The sequence below is a fragment of the Massilia alkalitolerans DSM 17462 genome (assembly GCF_000427785.1).
Classification (GTDB): domain Bacteria; phylum Pseudomonadota; class Gammaproteobacteria; order Burkholderiales; family Burkholderiaceae_D; genus Telluria; species Telluria alkalitolerans.
In genome coordinates this window covers 1-1,232 of sequence record NZ_ATYR01000075.1, presented here as the reverse complement: position 1 = coordinate 1,232, position 1,232 = coordinate 1, and the positions used below count along the sequence as shown (strand labels likewise).

Here is a 1,232-nt window from a genome sequence, read left to right as displayed (position 1 = left end):
GGCGTCCTGTGGGATGATCCTCAGTCCTGTCTCAGTAATGATCGCATTGGGCAGTTCGTTCGTCAGCGCGAGCCGGTTGGCGGTGGCCAGTTGCTGTTCGAGCAAGAGCAAGCGGTCGTGCAGGTACTGGTCGCAGTCCTGGTTGACCGCGATCGGCAGCTCGCGCGCTGATTTCATCGCCCCGAACTTTTCCGTGGGTAGCAGGTATTCCTCGAAGTCCCGGAACTGGCGCGAACCCTGCACCCAGATGTCGCCCGACCGCAACGAATTCTTCAGCTCCGACAAGACGCAAATCTCGTAGAAGCGGCGGTCAAGACCGTCGTCGGTGATGACCAGGGGCTTCCACCGCGCCTTCACGAACGCGATCGGCGCATCGTCCGGCACCTTGCGCGCCCCGGTCATGTTCATCTCGCGCAGGACGTCGATCGCGTCCAGCACCGCTTGCGCCGCCGGCGCAGCTTTAAGCCGAAGCACATCGAGGAACTCAGGCGTATAGCGCCGCAGGGTGCTGTACTGCTCTCCCACCAGGTGCAGGTGGTCGAACGTCTCGGGCTGGGCCAGTTCTGCCGCCTCGGTCACGCTTTGCGTGAAGTCTGTCCACGGCAGCACGGCCTCGATCGCGGCATACGGGTCCATGCCGGATTCCTTGGCCTCGACCAGCGCGCGCCCGATTCGGCTGTACAGGCGCACCTTGTCGTTGATGGCCTTGCCCTGCTTCTGGAAGTCCTGCTGATGCTTGTTCTTGGCCGCGCTGAACAGCTTGATCATGATGCGGTCGTGCAGGTCGACCAGTTCGTCCGTCACGGTGGCCATGCCTTCGATGGCCAGCGCCGCCAGTGTCGCATAGCGCCGCTCATCCTCGAACTTCGCCAGGTCGCGCGGCGTCATCTGCGCACCCTCGCGCGCCATCTTCAGCAGGCGATTCTGGTGGATCTGGCGGCCAAGCCCCTCCGGCAGTGCCAGAGACTGAAACACCTTGAGCCTTTCGATGTGTTCGCGCATGTAGCGGGAATTGGGCTTGAGCGGAGACTGGCGCAGCCACACAAGCCAGGTGATGCTCATGTCAGGCGCCACGTTGAGCAGGTTGTCAAGCGAGCGCTTGTGGTGCCGCTCCAGCGGATCGATCAGCGCGCGGTAAATGCGCCGGTTGGCCCGCGTCACGGCCTCGGCGCAGGCCCGCTCGATGACAGTGAGCGCCGGCAGGATGATGCGCTTCTGGCGCAGCGTTTCAA

General features: G+C 63.5%; 1 pseudogene. It reads right to left on the bottom strand.

The features are described from left to right. Positions 1 to 1,232 (bottom strand): annotated as a pseudogene (locus YWC_RS33465) (Tn3 family transposase); the annotation flags it as partial.